The organism is Streptomyces paludis, from assembly GCF_003344965.1.
In the GTDB taxonomy this organism is placed as follows: Bacteria; Actinomycetota; Actinomycetes; order Streptomycetales; family Streptomycetaceae; genus Streptomyces; species Streptomyces paludis.
Genome location: NZ_CP031194.1, coordinates 2700416 through 2721506, shown reverse-complemented (window position 1 = coordinate 2721506; position 21091 = coordinate 2700416). Strand labels below are relative to the sequence as shown.

Genomic DNA, 21091 nt, shown 5'->3' with positions numbered 1-21091 from the left:
TGCGGGGTTTTTTATTTTGAGCATAGTTCGCGAGAGCGCTCGAATGTTTGCCTCGCAATCGAATTCGACCTATGGCGCGAAAGCAGAGATGGGATTTTTGCCACCTGCCCGTCAATCCTGCCTGAGTGGATTGACGGATATTTATCAAGGACGGATTCCCAAGTGGCGCATGCGGCCTCTAGGTGTCCGATTTGAAGTTGCCTTTCCGCCAGTAGGGAACTAAAGATCAGCTTGGTTCTTTGCATATCTGTAGAATCCCGAAGCCGGAAGTGGTCATGAAGAGACTCGACACTTCCTTTCGTGTCACCCAATGCGTATCGAACCTCCGCAGTTGAATAGGCCAAAGTTGCCGAGCTGAAACCTCCGAATGTTCCGATCTGGCTTTCCGCCTGGTTTACTGCGCGCTCCGCTTCGCGCAGGCTGCTCCATGCATTTGTCTTCTCACCTGCTAGCGCATAAGAATGTGCTTGTTGCCCGGCGAGGAATGCGCGCATGCGCGGGGTGGATTCGGGCGATGCTTCGGCGGCGGCATTTGCGAGCCGTACGGCAGGTGCGCCATGCCCTAGATTTGCCGCTTGCACCGACATGCCGCGCAAGACATGGCAATAGGTCAAGTGGTCACCGCTCGCTCCTGCAAGTTCTAGGCTTTTCACGTAATATTCCTGCGCTCGTCCATGAGCCCCTTCGTCTACCGCCATCCATCCTGTGAGGTAGCAGAGAAAGGAAGCGGCAGACATCATCGATTGCCGCGTTTCATGTGACGCACTCGCCTTCAAGTAGGGGGCAACCGTGTTGACCAAGAAAGCGGCAGCCATCGGACGTGCAAAGCGTCCACCGAAATCGTCATCAAGATCTGAAAGGCGGTTGGTAACCGCCAGAACTGTTTGCACTTCGGACTGGCCGATGCGCCGCTGTGGATCAACTTTTATGGCTTCCAATCTGTCGACGACATCGGGCCACCCCGGAATGGTTAGAGCTACCGAGAAGAGCCCCGCGCCGAGAATGGATCGGCGAGACGGGTCAACGTCATTCCTCCCCAAGTCGATCAGCCCTTCCACCGTATCCGGCTGGGCATTTGATTCCTTGGGGGGCGCGGGAAACCCTGCCTCGGCGTGAGTGACGGGTCGTCGCAGACGTCGGGCAAACGCTTCCAGGATCAGCGGACGGACAGATTCCTTGGGCAAGTGCCCCTTCAGCCACTGACTGACGGATGGCTGCTGGTACTTGAGCGGTGTTCCGCGTTCGGTTCCGATGCGGTTGACCTCTTGGGCGAGTTGGCGCATCGTCCACCCGCTCTCGCGGTACAGCCGCTCAAGTGCCGTGTTCGCCTCCAGTGCCTTCACTGTTCCCATCTCCCCGCAGCGGACTTATGGCTCTTATGTCTTCACGCTGTGACAAGCGTAGCGCTGTGAGTAGTCGTCAAGTTGCCTTGAGTGAGTCGAGATCACTCCAGGAGGCGGGGCGACCATGGATGACCAGGGGAAACCAGCGAAAGCCCCAGGTGGCGACGCTGACCTGTTATGTGAACTCATCCGGGCCGGTGGCTACTACGGGCTCGCCCCGGACTGGGTGCCCCGTGGTGGCTACGTCGCGCCAACTCGTCTTGTGCTGGCGCGTGTTGCTCTCCGGCTGTTGGCGCTCTCCGTGCCGGGTCCGGGTGAGACGTGGTGAGCCCGGTGAGCGGGCAGCCGACCCGGTCCGGGCTCCGGTGGCCGCCCTGCCAGTGCGGGCATCCTGAGTGCCCGGACAAGCCGCCCCCGCCGTACGCGGGTGACGACGACCGGTCGCGCAGTCCCGCCATGGAACGCATCCGGCCCCTTCTGGAAAAGGCGAGAGACCGGACCAGGCGGAGACCCGGGTGACCGCTCGCAATCGCCGCGCTGATACCGGAACTCCGCGCAAGGGTCCGTACTGCGGGGAATGTATCGGATTTCGTGAAGTCTGGTGTCCGGTGTGCTGCGGATTCGCGGGATGCGACGTCTGCCACTACACCTTCAAAATTCCCTGCCGGACATGTGCCGGCGGGGACGTGACGCTAGGAAAAATCCAGTGGTGAAGCGTGCCACGCAGGAGACCGGTTGGGCGCTCGCCGCTGCCGTTGTATGGGTCGGAATCGCCGTACTCATCATCGTGATTGTGACCCACGACAAGTAGCCCCGCACCAGCACGGGAACACGTACCGCCAAGGAGCCAAAGACCCATGCCGCTGTTAACCCCCTACGTCGCCTTACTCAGTACCGAAGTAGCCACGCTCCAATCAGAGCTGGAAATTGAGGACAGCCCGAACGGGTACCGGCTCGCCTATAAGAGCACGCGGCCCGGGGACCGTGACAAGCACGGGAACTTGTGGGCCCGCATGGAAGAGACTCCGGGCCCGAGCAAGGTTCTCTATCACTCGATGCACCCGCGCCGTCAACGCGAATGCATGGAACACATGTTGTGTCAGGTGTGCAGGGAGCCCGCCGACCGGAACCGGCAGGGATGGCTGTTCATCGACTGGCAGCGCGTCGAATCGCCGCCGACATGGCCTGAGCGTTCCCTCACGTCGATGCCGCCCGTGTGTGCCGAACACGCCCGGGTGTCGGCGCGGCAGTGTCCGCATCTGCGCCATGGGCCGTACGTCGTGCTGCGGGCTCGGAAAGCTCCCCTGTATGGGGTGGCGGGGATCGTCTACCGCTTGACGCTGAACGGTTGGGTCACCACTGAGGATGACGTGCTCTCCGCGTACAGCAAGAAGAGACTTCCGGGCATGCTCGCATCCCGGCTCTTCCGCGAACTGCGCGGCGTGACGGTCGTCGATCTCCCGTAGCGCGCCAACCCGCCGTGCTTGGTGGGTACTTCCCGGTGTCGGTGCCGGGGTGTTACGGTCCCTGACACAACATCAAAAAGAAACCCCGGCGAGTGCGCTAACACTCCCGGGGCGTGGCCGACAACCTCAGGAGTTGCCGACGTGCGTCACTCTATCGCGCGTGCCCTTGTGGCATGCCTGCACCTCATCCTTGCCGCTGTGCTGCCCGCTACCGGGAAGCGCCGTGCGGAACCCTCAGCAGTCCCCGCAGAGCCGTGCGCGCCCACTACGGGCCCCTGGGCCAAGCCGTGGACCGGGCCCAGCTCGGCGGACGCGCGAGCCATCTTCCGGGCCGAAGAGACCATGCCACTCACGCCCGTACAGCGGGAACGGCGCTTCGCCGTTGAGTTCGCGGCGCGGGGAGTGGAGTACCCGTACCGGTACCCGGATGATCAGTTCTCCGCACTGGGGAGGAGTGCATGACCAGGGCACAGTGGGCCGCGTAGTCCGGTCCTGAGACAGCGGACCAGCCCCGTTCGACCACGTGTCGGGCGGGGCTTCCGCATGCCCGGATCCCGGTGTTTTCCCAGGTCCCAGGGTGTAGGGTCTCCCCCCGGCCGCCCCCCCCTCTCCCGTACACGCGCCGGAAGGGGAGGTGTCAAGGGCGGAGCGCAGCGGAGTCGGCGTAGCCGACGCGACGGAGGAGCGCCCTTTACACCTCCCCTGGAGGCGCGACACTGGCAAAAGGAGGGGCGGCCCAGCGCTGCACGCTCGCTCCCGTACGCCCCGGTTACCTCTTGGTACTGACCCGCAGACAAAAACCCCACAGTGACCAGCGATGCATGAGTCGCAACCAGCGACGGACGGTTGGTCGCTGAGCCGGTGCCGAGTCACCCCATGCGGCTGCTGCGCGGCCCCGTAGGGGCTACCCGACCGCTGGGCCGCCGGACCCTGAACCGGCCGCCACTACGGCAGACCCCCGGGCTACCCCCTCTCGCCCGGCCGCCCCTCCCCGCCTTGCTGGCCCCGCCAGGGCCTGTGTGGAACGGTGGGGTGTCTCGAAGGCGTCGTGTGGGCGGTTCCGGAACGGGACGAAATGGTGGGAGTTACCCGAGCGGTTCAGGCGCTGGTCCAGGGCCGAACAGCGAGGAGCCCCCGGCAGCGGGGGCCTCGCCGGAGACGGCGGCTGGTCAGGGCAGGAAGTTCTGCTGCCACTGGAGCGAGTTCATACTCAGCGCGGCGTCGGCGAGGGCCTTTGCGGACGGGGTCTTGAGCGACGCGAGGCTGGTGTCGATCCAGTTCTGGGTGAGGCTGTAGCCCTGCTCCCGGTACTCCACCGCCTGCACGAGGCATTCGAGCTTGTCGGCGTCGCGGGCGACGATCGCCTCCGGGGTTTCGCCGGCCTCGTACTCGTCGACGGCGCTCTGCACCCCGGTGCGTACGGCCGGGTGGGCGTTGGCGACCTGGTCGGCGGTCACCTCGCCGTTCGGGGCGGCCTTGATGTATTTTCGGCCGATATGCGCGATATCCCCGATCCGGGTCTCCTGGCTGTCGTGGAACAGGCACATCAGCGCGACCCGGGCCGGGTCGGCGCCCTCCATCATGGCGAGGACCGAGCCGATCACCCCGACCCGGAAGGAGTGCTCCGCCACGGACTCCGGCTGTTTGTTGCCGGTGAACCACCAGCCGGTCCGTGCGACGCGCTTGAGCACGCCCATCTCGGAGATGAAGCTCGCGGTGCCCTGAGTGGTGTCGTCGGCCATGCGGTCCTCCGGTGTCAGCGGTTGTGATCGAGAACGTAGTGGACGTCGGCCAGCTCGCGCCGCGATCTCGCCGACAGCGGTGCCCCGTCAAGGAGTTGGCCGGCCTGCTCGCGCAGCGGACCCGCGAGCGGCCCGGCGGCCTGTGCCAGCCACGGGAACGCATTCAGCAGCGCCCACAGCGAGTGCGCGTACAGGTCGACGTAGCCGGGCGCGAGATGCACGCCGCGGGCGAGTCCGCGCAGCAGGGTGACCGGATCCCAGCCCGACAGGTCCCGGTTGCGCATGAACGCGTCGTCCGGTTGCGGCAGCGGCAACGCTCCCAGCCACAACGCCCAGTAGTTGAGGTTCGCGGCCTCCGCGGTGTCGTCGTCAGCCAGGGCGCGGTCGATGAAGTCCAGCAGCGGCTGCGGGTCTCCGAGGCGGGCGAGCGCGGTGGCGGTGGAGCGGGCCTCCGCCCAGTGCGGCGACCAGCCCCGCCGGGCCAGCACGTCACGGCGCCGGTGGAGAGTGTGCGCGGTCCACGCGGCCGCGTCCGGCCCCTGGTCGTACGAGGCGAGGTAGAGCGCCTGGCGGTGCAGCAGCACCCCGCCCTCGGTCTGCCGGGCCGCCGCCTCGGTCGTGCCCCGCAGGTGGTCGAAGAACGCCGCCCGGTCCGCGGCCGTCAGCTGCGGTGCGACGGCGACCGGACCGCGCCGGGGCCGGGGTAACCGTCCGGCGAGCGCCGGTGGGATGGTGCCGTTCAGTGCCCAGGCCAGCATGTGTGCGGTGTCCCGGGTGTGCACCCACCCGGCCAGCGGGTGCGGCCTGCCCGTCTCGCCGTCGCCGTCCAGGGCAGCCGCGATGATCCGGTCCGCGTCCATCGCCGCGTCCAGCCACGGCATCAGCGCCACGTCCGCACCGAGCGCCGGCAGCCGCCGCCGGAGCTCCAGCAGCGCCCCGGCCCGCATGTTCGCCAGCGGCCGCCGCCCCGACTCCCAGCCCTGAAGCGTCTCGACGTCCACGCCCAGGGCCTCCGCCAGGACGGCCTGCGTGTACGGGATCGACTCGCGGGCCAGGCGCAGCACGAACCCGCTCACTACGCCTGCCGATGTTCGCCCGGGCCTGCCCATACCGGCCTGCTCCCCAGTCACCCTTTGCACCGAAACCCGTACTCACGGTCAGTCCTACCGCATCCCGCCCGTCCCTACCGTCGGAATGCGGTCGACGTCCGACGAACGAGACCGTGCCGCCCGCGACCACTTGACCCGGTGAGGCCCCGATGAGCAGCACACACCTGGTCCTCCACACCCCCCTGAGACCATCGCGCACCCGGCCGGGACCGATCCCTCCGGGTGCGCGGCGCACCGGCACCACACCCGTCCCAACCCGGGCCGGGCGAGCACCACTCGACACTGAAAGGGGCGCCACCGTGAGCACCGCACCGACTGAGCTGCGCCGGTTCCTGACCATCACCGGCCAGCGCTTCAAGACCGGCCAGTCCGCACCCGAGATGTTCTCCCCGGCCGTCGACAAGGCGTGGCACGACCTGCTCGGCACCCCGGCCTACGAGGCCCTGTGCCTGGAGACCGCCGGGCAACCGATCCGTCACGTCGCGAACAACGGCCACGGCCCGATCGCCTGGGTCGCCGCCTACGAAGAGGTGTACGGGCCGCTGCCAGAGATGTGGTTCACCGACGCCGACGGCAACCTCGACCAGGACGCCGTCGCCCGCTACCGGGAGGCCGGCACCGTGGTCGCGGAGTGGGACTGCGTTCCCACCGGCGGCGACGGCGACGACGTCGCGCCCGACCAGCCGGAGACCGCCCGCCGGTGACCACCGGCCGTACCGGCGCAGCGCCCCGGCCCACCGCCGGGGCGCTGCGCCTCGTTGAGGCCGGCACCACCCGGCCCACCTCCGTGGACATCAGCGACTACGCGCGGCAGATGACTTCCCACTGCCCCTACCTGGCCCCCTCCCTCCAGCAGGGTCTGACGTCCTGGACGGTCTACCGCGCCGACGGCGACGCCGAGGGCGTTCAGGCGGAGCTCTTCCACACGGGTGTCCAGGCCGCTGAGTGGCTGCGGCCCTTGCTGAACCGGCCGCACGGCCTCCTGCGGTGCGAGAACATCGTCCTGCTGGGCGGCGTACCCGGGACTCGGCACCGTGACCTGCTCGCCTGGCCGCACTGGGTGCTGAAGAACCTCTACGGCCCCATCGGCGTGATGTTCGGCAAGTTCTACGCGGGCCAAGAGGAAGTCGCCGCGTCCGGCCGGCGGATCCCGGCCGCCCCCGTCTCGTTCCTCCCCGTGAGGGCCGCCGTCCGTCGCCGCGACCCACGCTTCCTGAGCGCGACTCCCGACCTGGCCGCCGCTCTTGCCGCGGCCGACGACGACGGCCGTGACGTGTTCGAGCACATCCCCACCGAGTGGAAGAAGATCCGTACATGGGCACAACACCTGCTCCCCCCGGCGAAGCCGTCGTCCTCCTTGGCGCACACACCGGCGAGCCCACTGCCGTCCAGCTCCTGAGCGACCGGCGCGGCTCCCGCGCCTGGAAACTCCAGGGCCCCAAACGTGCCGTCGTACTGAAAGCCAACAACCCCGACGGGGACAACGCCCGCGACAAGGCCGCCGAGATGGCCCAGGAGGACGACCACCTGCTCCGCCTCACCGCCGCCTGCGCACTCAGCCCCGACTACCGTGTGAGCGCCGGGACATGGGACGGCGGCCGGTGGCTGGCCGTCAACTGGATCGACGGCACACCCTTGTGGCGGGCCCTCACCCTCGCCCGCGGCCCTGAAGGAGACCGCGCCTCGGTCCGCCCCTGGCTCGCGGGCATCGCCCGCACCTGGACGGAACACCTCGCGCTCATGCACGTCGCCGGGTGGGCCCACGCCGACGTTCAGCCGACCAACACCCTGGTCACCCAAGGCGGTCACGCCGCCGTCATCGACTACGCCCTCGCCTGCGGCCCCGGCGACGGCCGCCGCGTCCCGTACCAGGGAGCCCTCACCCACACCACCGCCCCCGAGCTCGCCACGCAGATCCTCGATACCCCCGCCGACACCCACATCCAGGCACAGCCCTCCGGCGACATCTGGAGCCTTGGCGCCTCCCTGTTCTGGTGCTGGACCGGCCGGCGCCCCGTCGCCTACGACGACGACCTGGACCGGCCGAAGAAGCTGGCCGCCATCGCCCGGGGCACCACCACCGCGCTGCGCGACGCCCGGCCCTGGCCCTTCCCCGAGTTCGAGGACGCCATCACCGCGTGTCTCGCACCCGACCCCGCAGACCGGCCCACCGCGAAGGAGCTGACCACCGCATGGTGACCCTGCGCGCCCTGGCCCTCGACGACGCCCCCGCCCTCACCCGCATCTACAGCGGGGCCTCCATCCGGCACACGACCGGCAAGCCCCTCACCCTCGACCAGGCCCACGACAAGATCCGCACGGCCCTCACCCGAGCCGCCGAAACCCCGCGCGCGCAGTGGAGCTGGGGCATCCTCCACGAGAGCGACCTGATCGGCCTGATCTCCCTGCGCCGACGCACCCCATCCATGGGCACCATCAGCTACATCTTCCGGGAAGACAGCTGGGGCAACGGCTACGCCACCCACGCCGCCCACCAGGTCGTCACCGTCGCCTTCACCACTGCCGGCCTCACCCGGCTGGAGGCCATGCACCACCCCGACAACCCCGCCTCCGGCCGCGTCCTGGCCAAAACCGGGTTCACCCACATCGGCACGGCCGACCGGGACACCGAGACCAGAACCGTCCCCTACGAGCTGTACGCGCTGGAGCGCGGTGCCTGACATGAATCTCAACGACCTCCGCCCCCTGATGGCCCGCCGCCAAGACGGCGGCCTCAGTTTCGAGCGCTTCCGCGCCGACCTGGCACTGGCCGCCCTGCAATGGCCGGAGGGATCGTTGAAGAAGCCTGACAGGGAGATCATGGAAATCTTCGAGGCCCTGGATGCCACTGGGTGTGCGCATTCGGCTGCCGAGCTGGCGGGGGTCGACCCGAAGACCGTACGCAGGTACGCACGGATGAGGGACACGGGCCGTCCGGTCGATCGAGGAGTGGGTCTAACGCTCGCAGGGCAGGGTGCGGGCCGACAAGCTCCACGAGCGCCTGGTCCTGCTCGGGTTCACCGGCGACGAGCGGACCACCCGCCGCGCGGTCGCGAAGGCGAAGGAACGCTGGAAGGCCGGCCACCGCCGCACCTACCGGCCGTGGATCACCGAGCCGGGCCTGTGGTTGCAGTTCGACTGGGGGGCGAAAGTCCCTGGTCCGGGCGGCTCGGACGAGCGACAGACGTTGCTGTTGTGCGCCTGGCTGGTCTGGTCGAGGTTCCGGGTGGTGACCCCGACCTGGGACCGCACTCTGCCCACCGTGGTCTCCTGCATCGACTGCACCTTGCGGGCGATCGGCGGGGTCCCGACCTATGTCCTGACCGACAACGAGAAGACGATGACCATCGACCGGGTCGCCGGGGTCGCAGTCCGCCACCCCCAAGTCGTCGCCGCGGGACGGCACTACGGCCTGCAAGTACATACGTGTGTCCTGTTACTGCTGGGCGGGCCCTGTTGTCCGGTCGGACCCCCGGGCCGTCCGATCCCGCCCATGCATCCCCTATGGGCCGGTTTGGCGACCTGTTGGGGGGCTCCTCAGGCGGCACATGTGTCCTCAGGTGCGTTAGGGGCACTCTTGGACACATGGACGGCCTTCACAGAGGCCCACTTGTTGTCACCCGCGTCCCAGCAACCCCACAACCCACACAACGGTGACCAGCGGGGCTTGGGGCGCAACCAGCGACGGACGGGCGGCCCCGCGCTACGCTGCCTCGCCTGGCTCCGGCCCTGCGGTCGTCGTTCGTCGGTGGCGTACCGGTTGAGACTTTTTGAGGGTGTGATGGCGCGTAACGCGCGGGTTGTTGCTCACCGTGGTGTGTCCTCGGCGCTGGCCTCGCTCAGTGACCGGGCGCTTGGTGCGCTTGTCGCGGGGGCTGTGCCCCTGGGGCGGGGGATTGGTGGGACGTCGGTGTTGGTGGAGGTCGCGGGGGTGCCGGTTTTTGTGAAGCGGGTGCCTCTGACCGACTGGGAGCGGCGGCCGGAGCATGTGCGGTCCACGGCGAATCTGTTCGGGCTGCCGGTCGTGTGTCAGTACGGCATTGGTGGGCCCGGGTTCGGGGTGTGGCGGGAGCTGGCCGTGCACACCATGACGACGGACTGGGTCCTCGCGGGCGCCTACGAGGGCTTTCCGCTCATGTACCACTGGCGGGTGCTGCCGGATGTGGTGCCCGTGTCCCTGCCACCGGAACTGGCCGATGTGGAACGGACCGTCGCCTACTGGGGTGGCGGATCGGCGGTGCGGCGTCGGATCGAGGGGCTGCGGGACGCGACGGCGAGCGTCGCGTTGTTCCTGGAGTATGTCCCCCAGAACCTGCATCAGTGGCTGGGGGAGCGGGTGGCCGCCGGTGGTGAGGCCGCCGAGCGCGCCTGCGGCATGGTGGAACGGGAGTTGGGGGCCGGTATCGCGTTCATGAACGGGCGCGGGCTCCTGCACTTCGACGCGCACTTCGAGAACATCCTGACCGACGGCCGGCGCCTCTTCTTCGCGGACTTCGGGCTTGCTCTCTCGTCCCGGTTCGAACTGTCGGCCGAGGAGGCTGACTTCTACGGTACGCACCGGACCTACGACCGCGACTACGTCGACTCGTACCTGGTGCACTGGCTGACCGCCGCGCTGTACGGATGCCGGGGCGAGGAGCGCGCCGCGCTGCTTCGGGCCTGGGCCGGGGGCGAGCTACCCGCCGGGATTCCGGTGGCCGCCGCCGCGATTCTCGCGCGGGACGCGCCGCTCGCCGTGGTGGTGTCGGAGTTCCTCGGCGCGCTGCGCGGCGTGAGCCGGGCGACTCCGTACCCGCTGGAGGAGATCCGCCGGGTCCGGGACCGGGTCCGGGACCAGGTCCGGGAGGGCGGCCCCGGGGGTCGGGTTACTCGGCGGCGTACGGGTTGACGATGGTGTGGGGCCGTTGGGCTGTGGCCAGGACCTGCTGGGGGAAGCGGGGGCCCGCCACGTAATGCCGGCCTTTGGTCTGGCCGACGGCTGTCAGCAGGCCGGCCTTGGTGAGGGCCTGGAGGTCCCGGGTGGCCTGCTGGTTGTTGAGGGCCTCGGCCTTCTCGTAACGGGAGCGTCGCACTCTCCCCACCATTGCCACCTCGTGCAAGGCGGTGGTTTGCCGCTCGGTCACGCCGTAGGCGTCGGCTGTCTCGATCAGCTGAATCCAGCATTCGTTGGAGCGGTCGACGCGGCGGCGCACTCGCTGGGTCTGCTGGTGGTACGCGAGCAGGTTGAACTTGATCCACGGCAGTGTGTTCCGTTCGGGCGACCACACCGGTCCACCGACCTCGCGCAGCACCTTGTAGTACTCCCAGGTGTTGCCGGGCATGCCCAGCCACTCCTCGATCGAGGAGAACTCGGGCGCGAGGACACCGCCGCGGGCGATCAGAAGCGTCTGGAGCGAGCGGGACATCCGGCCGTTGCCGTCGGACCAGGGGTGGATCTTCACCAGGTTCAGATGCGCCATCGCGGCCCTGATCAGGACGTGGCTGTCGAGGTCGCCGCCGTTGAGCCAGTCGACCAGCTCGCTCATGAGGCCGGGGACGAGGTCTTGGTCGGGGCCCTCGTAGTCGGTCGCGAGGTCGTCTCCGGGAGCGGTGATACGGATGGCGGTCTTCCGCCACTGACCTGCGGTTTTGAGGGGGTGATGGTGGCCTTGCAGCATCCAGTGGAGGGCGTTGAGGAGCCCTTTGCCGTACCGGAAGTCGGGGGCGTCGTGCAGGGACTGGATGTAGGTCATGGCCTGCTGATAGGCGAGGGTCTCGGCCTTGTTCTCGTCGCTGGCCTCTACCTCGCGTTCGCCGTCCATCAGGTCGGCCACGTCCCTGGCCTCCACCCGGTACCCCTCAATGGTGTTGGACGCGGCGATGGCGCTGGCGGTCAGGGCCTTGCGCAGGTCGAGGGTCCATTTCGCGGGGGCCTGGCGCACTGCGTGCCGCAACTCGTCGCGCATGGCGTTGATCTGGTCCAAGACCTGGATGTCGAGGGGCTCCAGGCGAGGCGTTCGATACAGCATGAGTCAATGATACCTGTCTCCTATCATTCACTCATGCTGCGGTCTCAGACGCGGCGGGCGAGGGTGATGATTTCTGGGCTGGGGGTTGGGCCGGTGGTGGTCAGGGGGCTGTGGTCCCAGTCGCCGTACTGGGCCGTGATGGTGAGGCCGGCGGCGGTGAGGGCGGTGGTGAGGGCCTCGGGGGTGAGGAAGCGGAGGGTGCTGCGGCTCTGCTGGGGGGTGTCCCAGGTGGGGCTGGTGTACGTGTGGGTGAAGGTCACCCGGTCGCCCTCGGCGGCGATCACCTCGCAGCGGTTCTCCACCGTGGCGCCGGTGGTGGGGTCGGTCACCCGGCCCGAGTAGCGGAGGTGCCAGTCCTCCCACTCCCGTGCCGACGGGTTGCGCGTCTCGAACGCGAAGGTGCCGTCGGGGGTGAGGGCGGCGGCGACCGCCGTCAGTGCCGTGTGGATCTCGGCGTCGGTCAGGAGGGCCTGGAAGGCGTGGCCGGTCATGACCGCCAGGTCGAACGTGTCCCGCCAGGCGGGGGCCGTGGACAGGTCGCCCTGGATCCACTCGATTTCCGGGGAGGGGGTAGTGGTGGAGGTGGGGGTGGTAGCGGTAGCGGTAGCGGTCTTACGGGCTACCTCCAGCATGCCGGCCGCCGGGTCCAGGCCGCAGAGGCGGCCGGGGTGGCCGTTCTCGCGGGCCCGGTGCAGGAGTTGGCCCGTACCGCAGCCGATGTCCAGTACGGACCGGGCGGACATCACCAGCGGGAGGTAGAGGGTGAAGTCGCCACGGCCGGCCTCGGGCGAGAAGAGATCGTAGAGCGCGGCCAGCCGGGGCTCGGCGAAGGCTCTGTCGACGGTGGTCATGGGGGCAGGGTGGCAGGCGGTGCTGGAGGGGGCCAGTGGTTTTTGGGCGGGGGCCGGTGCGGGCTGGCGGGGGCCGGTGCGGGCTGGCGGGGGCCGGCGCGGGCTGGCGGGGGCCGGCGCGGGCCGGCGGGTGCCGGCGCGGGCCCGCGGGTGCCGGCGCGGGCCGGCGGGGGCCGGTGCGGGCTGGCGGGGCCAGTGGATTTGGGCGCGGGCCGGCGCGGGCCGTCGGAGGGGGGCGGGGGGTGGTCGGAGGGGGGTGTCTGCGGCTTGTGTCGTACGGCGTCAGAGCTTGCGCAGTGACAGTCGTTGGACCTTGTGGTCCGGGCCCTTGCGCAGGACCAGGGTGGCTCGGCCCCGGGTGGGGGCCACGTTCTCCAGGAGGTTGGGCTTGTTGATGGTCTGCCAGGTGGTGCGGGCGTAGTCGAGGGCCTCCTCCTCGGAGACCTGCGTGTACTTCCTGAAGTACGAGGACGGGTCCTGGAACGCCGTCTCGCGGAGCTTGCGGAAGCGGTTCAGGTACCAGGTCTCGATGTCCTCCGGCCGCGCGTCCACGTACACGCTGAAGTCGAAGTAGTCGGCCAGCGCCACGCGCGTTCTGCCGTCCTTGCCCGGCAGGGCCGGCTGGAGGACGTTCAGGCCCTCGACGATCAGGATGTCGGGGCGCCGTACGGTCAGCCGTTCGCCCGGGACGATGTCGTAGATCAGGTGCGAGTAGACCGGCGCCGTCACCTCGTCCTTGCCCGCCTTGATGTCGGCCACGAACCTCGTCAGGGCGCGCCGGTCGAACGACTCGGGGAAGCCCTTGCGGCGCATGAGGTCGCGGGCGACCAGCTCCTTCATCGGGAGCAGAAAGCCGTCCGTGGTGACCAGCTCGACCCTCGGGTGCTCCGGCCAGCGCGCCAGCAGCGCCTGGAGGAGGCGGGCGACGGTGGACTTGCCCACGGCCACGCTGCCCGCGACCCCTATGACGAACGGGGTGCCGCGCTGCGCGCCGTGGCCGTTGCCCGCGTCGCCCAGGAAGGTGTTCAGCGCGCCGCGCAGACCGGCCGTCGCCTGTACGTAGAGGTTGAGCAGCCGGGAGAGCGGGAGGTAGATGTCCCGTACCTCGTCCAGGTCGATGACATCACCGAGCCCCCGCAGCCGCTCGACCTCCTCGGCCGTCAGCGGCAGCGGGGTCTTCTCGCGCAGCGCGCTCCACTCGGCGCGGGAGAGGTCCACGTACGGGGTCGACGGCTGGGCCGGGGCCGGGCCGTGGTCGCCCCGGCGGTTGTCGCCTCGGTGGCGGGGGGTGGCGGTGGCGTTCGGCGGCGGAGTGATCACCGGGCCATTGTCCGGGGTCGTGGCTGATTGTTGCTGGTGTGTTGCGTCACCCCGGGTACGTGGCGCCGGGCGGTCGGCGCCACGGTCGCCACGGTCGTGTGGTCCCCGGACCCCGGTGTCCCTTCTGCGACGATTCGGCGTGAATGAGGCATTGGTGGCTGAAAGGGGAGCTTCATGTGCGGAATCGTGGGTTACGTCGGCGGGCAGTCGGCGCTCGACGTCGTCGTCGCCGGGCTCAAGCGGCTGGAGTACCGGGGGTACGACTCGGCCGGGGTGGCCGTGCTCGCCGATGGTGGGCTGGCCTCGGCGCGGAAGGCGGGCAAGCTCGTCAATCTGGAGAAGGTGCTGGTCGAACAGCCGCTGCCGAGCGGGCCCGCCGGGATCGGGCACACCCGGTGGGCCACCCACGGCGGCCCCACCGACGCCAACGCCCACCCCCACCTGGACAACTCCGGGCGCGTGGCCGTCGTCCACAACGGCATCATCGAGAACTTCGCCGCGCTCCGCGCCGAGCTGGCCGGCCGGGGGCACCACCTCGGCTCGGAGACCGACACCGAAGCCGTGTCGCACCTCCTCGCCGAGGCGTTCTCGGCGTGCGGCGACCTCGCCGAGGCGATGCGGCAGGTCTGCCGGCGGCTGGAGGGCGCCTTCACGCTCGTCGCCGTCCACGCCGACGAACCCGATGTCGTCGTGGGCGCGCGCCGCAACTCGCCGCTCGTCGTGGGGGTCGGGGACGGCGAGGCGTTCCTCGCCTCCGATGTCGCCGCCTTCATCGCCCACACGCGCGCGGCGATCGAGCTGGGTCAGGATCAGGTGGTGGAGCTGCGGCGGGACGGGGGCTCGGAGGGGGGCCGGGAAGGAGGGCGGGTCGGCGTCAGTGTTACGGACTTCTCCGGGGCGCCGGCCGAGGTCCGTTCGTACCACGTGGACTGGGACGCCTCCGCCGCCGAGAAGGGCGGTTACGCCTCCTTCATGCTCAAGGAGATCGCCGAACAGCCCAGGGCCGTCGCCGACACCCTCCTCGGCCGCGTCGACGCCGAGGGCGTGCTCACCCTCGACGAGGTGCGGATCCCCGACGCCGTCCTCCGCGAGGCCGACAAGGTCGTCATCATCGCCTGCGGCACCGCCTTCCACGCCGGGCTGATCGCCAAGTACGCCATCGAGCACTGGACCCGGCTGCCCTGCGAGGTGGAGCTGGCCAGCGAGTTCCGTTACCGCGATCCGATCCTCGACCCCCGTACGCTCGTCGTCGCCATCTCGCAGTCCGGCGAGACCATGGACACGCTGATGGCGCTGCGGCACGCGCGGGAGCAGGGCGCCAGGGTGCTCGCCATCTGCAACACGAACGGCTCGACCATCCCGCGCGAGTCCGACGCCGTCCTCTACACCCACGCCGGGCCCGAGGTCGCCGTCGCGTCCACCAAGGCGTTCCTCACCCAGCTCGTGGCCTGCTACCTCGTCGCGCTCTATCTGGCGCAGCGGCGCGACGCGAAGTGGGGCGACGAGATCGGGGACGTCGTACGCGACCTCGCGCGCGTGCCGGACGCCATCGAACGCGTCCTGGCGGACATGGAGCCCGTACGGGACCTCGCGCGTTCCCTGAAGGAGAAGGAGACCGTGCTCTTCCTGGGCCGGCACGTCGGGTATCCGGTCGCGCTGGAGGGGGCGCTGAAGCTGAAGGAGCTGGCGTACATGCACGCCGAGGGGTTCGCGGCGGGCGAGCTGAAGCACGGTCCGATCGCGCTCGTCGAGGACGATCTGCCGGTGGTCGTCGTCGTACCGTCGCCGCGCGGGCGCTCGGTGCTGCACGGCAAGATCGTGTCCAACATCCAGGAGATCCGGGCCAGGGGCGCGCGCACGATCGTGATCGCGGAGGAGGGGGACGAGGAGGTGGCGCCGTACGCCGATCATCTGATCCGGATTCCGGTGGTGCCGACGCTGCTTCAGCCGCTGGTCGCTACCGTGCCGTTGCAGGTCTTCGCGTGCGAGCTGGCCACGGCGCGGGGCAATGAAGTGGATCAGCCCCGGAATCTGGCCAAGTCCGTGACAGTGGAGTGAGGTTCGGTGCGACTCTGTGAGGTTCGGTAAATGATCATTGGGGTGGGCATCGACGTCGCCGCCATCGACCGGTTCGCGGCGTCCCTGGAGCGGACCCCGCTCCTCGCCGACCGGCTCTTCTCCGCGAGCGAGCTGCTCCTGCCGAGCGGCGAGCGGCGCGGGGTCGCCTCCCTGGCCGCGCGGTTCGCCGCCAAGGAAGCCGTCGCCAAGGCGCTCGGCGCGCCCCCTGGGCTGCACTGGACCGACGCCGAGGTGTGGCAGGAGGGCAGCGGGCAGCCCCGGCTGCGGGTGCGCGGGACGGTGGCGGCGCGCGCGGCCGAGCTGGGGGTGCGGAGCTGGCATGTCTCGCTCAGCCATGACGCGGGGGTGGCGTCGGCGGTCGTGATCGCGGAGGGGTGATCGTGGAGGGGTGATCGTGGAGGCGGCTGATCGGCCGTGGTGGCTGATCGGCCGAGGGATGATCGGTAGTTGCCGAAGGGGGATCGGCAGTTGATCGGTAGTTGATCGATGGAGGTGGTTTGAGACATGCGTACCGCTCATTCGGTGGCGGCCGTCCGTAACGCCGAGCGGGAGTTGATGGACCGGCTCCCCGAGGGCGCGCTCATGCAGCGCGCGGCGGCCGGGCTCGCGGCGGCCTGCGCGGGGCTGCTCCGCGAGGCGCGCGGCCGGGTGTACGGGGCGCGTGTCGTCCTCCTCGTCGGCAGTGGCGACAACGGCGGTGACGCGCTGTACGCCGGCGCGCGGCTGGCCCGCAGGGGCGCCGGTGTGTGCGCCGTGCTGCTCGTTCCCGGCCGTACGCACCAGGGCGGCCTCGGCGCGCTGCTGGGCGCGGGCGGGCGCGTCGCCGACGACCCCTTCGACGTACTGGCCGCCGCCGATCTCGTCCTCGACGGCATCACCGGCATCGGCGGGCGCGGCGGACTGCGGCCCGACGCCGTACCGGTGGCGCGGGCGGCGCGGAGCGGGAGCGCGATGGTCGTCGCCGTCGATCTGCCCAGCGGGGTGGAGGCGGACAGCGGCGAGGTGGCCGGGGAGGCGGTGCGCGCGGACGCGACGGTGACCTTCGGTACGTACAAGCCGGGCCTGCTCGTCGACCCGGCCCGGGAGCGGGCGGGCGCGCTGCGGCTCGTGGACATCGGGCTCGGGCCGTATCTGCCGTCCGTACCGGCCCTGGAGGCGCTCCAGCACGCGGATGTCGCGCGGCTGCTGCCCGTGCCGACCGGCGAGAGCGACAAGTACCGGCGCGGGGTCGTCGGGGTCGTCGCCGGTTCCGCGCGCTATCCGGGGGCCGCCGTGCTCGCCGTCGCGGGGGCGCTGCGGGGTGGCGCGGGGGCGGTGCGGTACGTCGGGCCCGGCGTCGAGGCGGTGCTCGCGCGCTTCCCCGAGACGCTGGTGCACGAGGGCTCGCCGTCCGCCGCCGGCCGGGTCCAGTCCTGGGTGGTCGGCCCCGGCCTCGGCGACGGCTCCTGGGCGACGGCGGCCGTCGCGGACGTGCTGGCCTCGGACGTACCGGTGCTGGTCGACGCGGACGGGCTGCGGCTGCTGGACGTGGAGACGCTCCGGGGGCGCTCGGCGCGGGCCGCCACGGCGACCACGCTGCTCACCCCGCACGCGGGGGAGGCGGCGGCGCTGCTCGGCATCCCACGCGAGGACGTCGAGGCGGGCCGCCTCGACGCCGTACGGGAACTGGCGGCGCGGTACGGCGCGACGGTGCTGCTGAAGGGCTCGACGACGCTGGTCGCGGACCCGGACGCGGGCGTTCCCGTACGGGTGAACCCCACCGGGACGCCCTGGCTGGCCACGGCGGGCAGCGGCGACGTCCTGTCCGGCCTCGCCGGATCCCTCCTGGCCACGGGCCTGCCCCCGCGCGACGCGGGCTCGGTGGCCGCGTACCTGCACGGCTTGGCGGCGCGGCTGGCGGCGCGGGGGGCGCCGGTGGCGGCGGACGATGTGGCTGCGTGGCTGCCGGAGGCGTGGCGGAATGTGGTGGGGTGAGCGAGCGTCGCGGTCGCTCCTCCCGTTTCTCTCGCTCCTGCTTCTCTCGCTCCTTCCGTTTGTCATGCCCTGAGGTCAGGAGACGGCCGCAACCCTTCGCGGAGGGGCCCTTCTGAGACACTGGCGATGATGACCGGAATGACACAGACCTCGACCGCCGCCCCCCGGGCCCGTGCCGAAGTCGATCTTGCTGCCCTGCGGGGCAATGTGCGGGCCCTGCGGGCGCGGGTCGGGGGTGGGGCGGGGCTGATGGCCGTCGTCAAGTCCGACGCGTACGGGCACGGCATGGTGCCCGTCGCCCGGGCCGCCCGTGCGGCCGGGGCCGGGTGGCTGGGGACCGCGACGCCGCACGAGGCGCTCGCGCTGCGGGCCGCGGGGATCGACGGGCGGGTGATGTGCTGGCTGTGGACGCCCGGGGACCCCTGGCGCGAGGGCATCGAGGCCGACCTCGACATCGCCGTCAGCGGGATGTGGGCGCTGCGCGAGGTGACCGCCGCCGCGCGGGAGGCGGGGCGGCCCGCCCGTATCCAGCTCAAGGCCGACACCGGTCTCGGCCGTAACGGCTGCCAGCCCGCCGACTGGCCGGAACTCGTCGGTGCCTCCCTCGCCGCGCAGGCCGCCGGGCTGGTCCACGTCACCGGCCTCTGGTCGCACTTCGCCTGCGCCGACGAGCCCGGACACCCGTCCATCGCACGGCAGTTGGACGTCTTCCACGGGATGCTGGCGTACGCCGAGAAGGAAGGCGTGACGCCCGAGGTGCGGCACATCGCCAACTCCCCGGCCGCGCTCACCCTGCCCGAGTCGTACTTCGACCTCGTCCGTACCGGCGTCGCCATGTACGGCCTCTCGCCCAGCCCCGAGATCGGCGTCCCCGCCGACTTCGGCCTCCGGCCCGTCATGACGCTCGCCGCCTCCGTCGCGCTGGTGAAGGGCGTACCGGCGGGGCACGGAGTCAGTTACGGGCACCGTTACGTGACCCCGGCGGAGACCCACCTCGGGCTCATCCCGCTCGGTTACGCCGACGGCATCCCCCGCCACGCCTCCGGGCGCGGGCCCGTGCTCGTCGGCGGGGTGCGGCGGCGGGTGGCCGGGACGGTGGCCATGGACCAGTTCGTCGTGGACCTCGGCGCCGACACGCCCGAGCCCGGCGCGGAGGCCATCCTCTTCGGGCCCGGCGACCGGGGCGAACCGACCGCCGAGGACTGGGCGCGGGCCGCGGACACCATCGCGTACGAGATCGTCACGCGGATCGGGGCCCGGGTTCCCCGGGTTTATGTGGACGGCGAGGGTGCTGCGCACTCGGTGGGTGCGCCGTGAGTGACGGGGGTGTGGTGGCCGACGCTCTGGACGCGGCCGACGCCGCCGGCAGTTGGCGCCGGGCCGGGGTCGCCGGGGTCGCCGTCGGGGTGATCGCCGGCGCCGCCGCCGCCGGTGTCGCGATCGAGCGGCTCACCGTCGGCCGCTCCATGCGCCGCCGCGCCCGGCTCGCGCTCGACGCGACCGGACCGTACGGCGCCCTGCGCGGCACCCCCGGCACCGCCACCGCCGACGACGGTACGCGGCTGTACTTCGAGGTCGACGCCGCCGTCCCCGAGACCGGTGCCGGCACCGGAGCCGGCGGTTCCGCCCCGCGCCGGCGGCGGCTGTTCGGCCGCAAGGCGCCCGCCCCCGTCACCGTCGTGTTCAGCCACGGCTACTGCCTCAACCAGGACTCCTGGCACTTCCAGCGCGCCGCCCTGCGCGGTCTCGTCCGTACCGTCCACTGGGACCAGCGCAGCCACGGCCGCTCCGAACGGGGCGTCTCCCAGGCCGGACCGGACGCGGTGCCCGTCACCATCGACCGGCTCGGCCGCGATCTGAAGGCCGTCATCGACGCCGCCGCGCCCGAGGGGCCGCTCGTCCTCGTCGGGCACTCCATGGGCGGGATGACGATCATGGCCCTCGCCGACCAGTACCCCGAGCTGGTACGCGACCGGGTCGTCGGCGCCGCCTTCGTCGGTACGTCCAGCGGAAAGCTCGGCGAGGTCAGCTGGGGGCTGCCGGTCGCGGGCGTCAACGCCGTACGCCGCATACTTCCCGGCGTCCTCAGGGCGCTCGGATCGCAGGCGGAGCTGGTCGAGCGCGGGCGGCGGCTGACCGCGGACCTCTTCGCCGTGCTGATCAAGCGGTACTCGTTCAGCTCGAAGGACGTCGACCCCGCCGTCGTACGGTTCGCCGAGCGGCTCATCGAGTCCACGCCCATCGATGTCGTCGCGGAGTTCTACCCGGCCTTCACCGACCACGACAAGGTGCGGGCGCTCGGCGTCTTCCGGGACGTCCCGACGCTCGTACTGGCGGGTGAGAGCGATCTCGTGACGCCCAGCTCGCACAGCGAGACCATCGGGGATCTGCTGCCGGACGCGGAGCTGGTGATCGTGCCCGACGCCGGGCATCTGGTGATGCTGGAGCACCCGGAGGCGGTCACGGACCGGCTCGCGGACCTGCTGGCGCGGGTGGGCGCCGTGGCGGGGAGTACATCCGGCGGTACGGGGGCCGGACCGTCTAACGTTGGCCCGCATGGAAGCACCGCACAGCCGGGCGACTGACGCCGCCCCCGCCCGTAACTCCCGTAACTCCCGTAACTCCCGCACTTCTGCCGTTCGCTCCGTCGAGTCGCCCGACGCCATGCGCGACCTGGGGCGCTCCCTCGCCGCCCTGCTGCGCCCCGGCGATCTGGTGATGCTCACCGGCGAACTCGGCGCGGGCAAGACCACGCTGACCCGCGGCCTCGGTGAGGGGCTCGGCGTCCGGGGCGCCGTGACCTCGCCCACGTTCGTGATCGCCCGTGTCCATCCGTCGCTGGTGGGCGGCCCCGCGCTGGTCCATGTGGACGCGTACCGGCTCGGCGGGGGGCTGGACGAGATGGAGGATCTCGATCTGGATGTCTCGCTGCCGGACTCGGTGGTGGTCGTGGAGTGGGGCGACGGCAAGGTCGAGGAGCTGTCGGACGACCGGCTGCATGTGGTGATCGAGCGCGCTGTCGGCGGCGAGACCGCTGTGGAGAGCGAAGACGACGACCGGCGCAGCGTGCGTTTCACGGGGTACGGGGCTCGCTGGGCGGCGGCGGACTGGTCGCGCCTGGAGGCGCTCACGCGCTGAGTGCGGGCGGTGGGGGCGGTGCGGGCGGGTGTGCCGGACTCCGCTGCCAGGTGTTCCGTAC

The 21091-nt window shown here is 70.6% G+C and carries 18 protein-coding genes and 1 pseudogene; 13 read left to right on the top strand and 6 right to left on the bottom strand.

The genetic code is table 11. The features are described 5' to 3' along the window. Positions 1-11: 11 nt before the first annotated feature. Positions 12-1352, bottom strand: coding sequence for a tetratricopeptide repeat protein (locus DVK44_RS11760; RefSeq protein WP_114659633.1), 1341 nt, complete (start codon positions 1350-1352; stop codon positions 12-14). Positions 1353-2200: 848 nt separating this feature from the next. Between DVK44_RS11760 and DVK44_RS11755 the strand changes: the two genes are divergently transcribed. Beyond that, complete coding sequence (locus tag DVK44_RS11755; protein ID WP_114659632.1) at positions 2201-2809, top strand: hypothetical protein; 609 nt, start codon at positions 2201-2203, stop codon at positions 2807-2809. A 1169-nt stretch (positions 2810-3978) separates the two neighbouring features. Here the strand turns inward: DVK44_RS11755 and DVK44_RS11745 are convergent. Together DVK44_RS11745 and DVK44_RS11740 are read right to left on the bottom strand one after the other, a co-directional pair. Next, complete coding sequence (locus DVK44_RS11745) at positions 3979-4551, bottom strand: HD domain-containing protein (protein WP_114659630.1); 573 nt, start codon at positions 4549-4551, stop codon at positions 3979-3981. 14 nt (positions 4552-4565) lie between these two features. Continuing rightward, positions 4566-5627 (bottom strand): helix-turn-helix domain-containing protein, encoded by a 1062-nt coding sequence (locus DVK44_RS11740; RefSeq protein WP_228447092.1) that lies wholly within the window; start codon positions 5625-5627, stop codon positions 4566-4568. 332 nt (positions 5628-5959) lie between these two features. Between DVK44_RS11740 and DVK44_RS11735 the strand changes: the two genes are divergently transcribed. The 6 genes and pseudogenes from DVK44_RS11735 (at position 5960) to DVK44_RS11710 (ending at position 10548) form a co-directional block, all read left to right on the top strand. After that, positions 5960-6364: a hypothetical protein gene (locus DVK44_RS11735; RefSeq protein ID WP_114659628.1), complete on the top strand. Its 405-nt coding sequence runs from the start codon at positions 5960-5962 to the stop codon at positions 6362-6364. Continuing rightward, entirely contained in the window at positions 6361-7059 is a 699-nt protein-coding gene (locus DVK44_RS11730; protein ID WP_114659627.1) for a DUF6875 domain-containing protein, read from the top strand. Before DVK44_RS11735 ends, DVK44_RS11730 begins: the two co-directional genes overlap by 4 nt. Next, a complete protein-coding gene (locus DVK44_RS11725; RefSeq protein WP_114659626.1) occupies positions 6975-7859 on the top strand; it encodes a protein kinase domain-containing protein in 885 nt (294 codons plus the stop codon). Before DVK44_RS11730 ends, DVK44_RS11725 begins: the two co-directional genes overlap by 85 nt. Further along, positions 7853-8341: a GNAT family N-acetyltransferase gene (locus DVK44_RS11720; protein ID WP_114659625.1), complete on the top strand. Its 489-nt coding sequence runs from the start codon at positions 7853-7855 to the stop codon at positions 8339-8341. Before DVK44_RS11725 ends, DVK44_RS11720 begins: the two co-directional genes overlap by 7 nt. A 139-nt stretch (positions 8342-8480) precedes the next feature. Beyond that, positions 8481-9093, top strand: a pseudogene (locus DVK44_RS11715) (IS21 family transposase); the annotation flags it as partial. A 348-nt stretch (positions 9094-9441) separates the two neighbouring features. Then, positions 9442-10548, top strand: a complete 1107-nt coding sequence (locus tag DVK44_RS11710) for a protein kinase family protein (protein ID WP_228447605.1) — start codon at positions 9442-9444, stop codon at positions 10546-10548. Here DVK44_RS11710 and DVK44_RS11705 read toward each other — a convergent pair. From DVK44_RS11705 to coaA, 3 genes are all read right to left on the bottom strand, one after another. Continuing rightward, complete coding sequence (locus DVK44_RS11705) at positions 10526-11668, bottom strand: Fic family protein (protein ID WP_114659624.1); 1143 nt, start codon at positions 11666-11668, stop codon at positions 10526-10528. The two genes, DVK44_RS11710 and DVK44_RS11705, sit on opposite strands and share 23 nt — an antisense overlap. Before the next feature lie 44 nt (positions 11669-11712). After that, positions 11713-12519 carry a class I SAM-dependent methyltransferase gene (locus DVK44_RS11700; RefSeq protein WP_114659623.1) on the bottom strand — a complete coding sequence of 269 codons (807 nt, stop codon included), beginning with the start codon at positions 12517-12519 and terminating at the stop codon, positions 11713-11715. 282 nt (positions 12520-12801) lie between these two features. Beyond that, entirely contained in the window at positions 12802-13839 is a 1038-nt protein-coding gene (gene coaA, locus DVK44_RS11695; protein ID WP_408055312.1) for a type I pantothenate kinase, read from the bottom strand. A gap of 174 nt (positions 13840-14013) precedes the next feature. On the opposite strand from coaA, the gene glmS reads away from it, so the two are divergent. From glmS to tsaE, 6 genes are all read left to right on the top strand, one after another. Continuing rightward, the gene (gene glmS / locus DVK44_RS11690) at positions 14014-15897 is read left to right on the top strand and encodes a glutamine--fructose-6-phosphate transaminase (isomerizing) (protein WP_114659622.1); all 1884 of its coding nucleotides are present in this window, start codon (positions 14014-14016) and stop codon (positions 15895-15897) included. Between the two features lie 30 nt (positions 15898-15927). Beyond that, the gene (locus tag DVK44_RS11685) at positions 15928-16296 is read left to right on the top strand and encodes a holo-ACP synthase (protein WP_114659621.1); all 369 of its coding nucleotides are present in this window, start codon (positions 15928-15930) and stop codon (positions 16294-16296) included. Positions 16297-16422: 126 nt separating this feature from the next. Then, a complete protein-coding gene (locus DVK44_RS11680; protein ID WP_114659620.1) occupies positions 16423-17892 on the top strand; it encodes an NAD(P)H-hydrate dehydratase in 1470 nt (489 codons plus the stop codon). Positions 17893-18030: 138 nt separating this feature from the next. After that, complete coding sequence (alr, locus tag DVK44_RS11675; protein WP_408055311.1) at positions 18031-19209, top strand: alanine racemase; 1179 nt, start codon at positions 18031-18033, stop codon at positions 19207-19209. Further along, positions 19206-20477, top strand: coding sequence for an alpha/beta fold hydrolase (locus DVK44_RS11670; RefSeq protein WP_114659618.1), 1272 nt, complete (start codon positions 19206-19208; stop codon positions 20475-20477). The genes alr and DVK44_RS11670 overlap by 4 nt, the downstream gene beginning before the upstream one ends. After that, the gene (gene tsaE / locus DVK44_RS11665; protein WP_114659617.1) at positions 20449-21030 is read left to right on the top strand and encodes a tRNA (adenosine(37)-N6)-threonylcarbamoyltransferase complex ATPase subunit type 1 TsaE; all 582 of its coding nucleotides are present in this window, start codon (positions 20449-20451) and stop codon (positions 21028-21030) included. Before DVK44_RS11670 ends, tsaE begins: the two co-directional genes overlap by 29 nt. Positions 21031-21091 lie beyond the last annotated feature (61 nt).